2 tRNA genes are annotated in these 382 nt (G+C 52.4%); both read left to right on the top strand.

Annotation, left to right across the window (positions count from 1 at the left end):
• The first annotated feature begins 89 nt into the window (after positions 1-89).
• Positions 90-166 (top strand) — tRNA-Ile (locus tag KKC1_RS15115).
• Positions 167-226: 60 nt separating this feature from the next.
• A tRNA-Ala gene (locus KKC1_RS15110) sits at positions 227-302 on the top strand.
• Positions 303-382: the final 80 nt, after the last annotated feature.

The raw sequence follows: 382 nt of genomic DNA, 5'->3' as shown, positions 1-382 counted from the left end.
TGCGGCTGGATCACCTCCTTTCTAAGGAGTTATACTCCTAGGTCGATACGGGCTCGGTCGCTGTTTAGTTTTGAAAGATTAATAAGAGGGGGCCTATAGCTCAGCAGGTCAGAGCGCACGCCTGATAAGCGTGAGGTCGGTGGTTCAAGTCCACCTAGGCCCACCACTGAATTTCGAGGTTAGAAGTTCGAATATCGAACATCGAAACTCGAATGACAAAGAAGGTGGGGGTGTAGCTCAGTTGGGAGAGCGCCTGCCTTGCAAGCAGGAGGTCAGCGGTTCGAATCCGCTCATCTCCACCAAAGAAGAAACCGTTCTTTGAAAACTGCACAGGGGAGAGAGCGCCGAGCGAGGTCAAGCTAGTAAGGGCATACGGTGGATG

Source organism: Calderihabitans maritimus (assembly GCF_002207765.1).
GTDB classification, from domain to species: domain Bacteria; phylum Bacillota; class KKC1; order Calderihabitantales; family Calderihabitantaceae; genus Calderihabitans; species Calderihabitans maritimus.
This window is presented reverse-complemented; position numbering and strand designations above follow the sequence as displayed.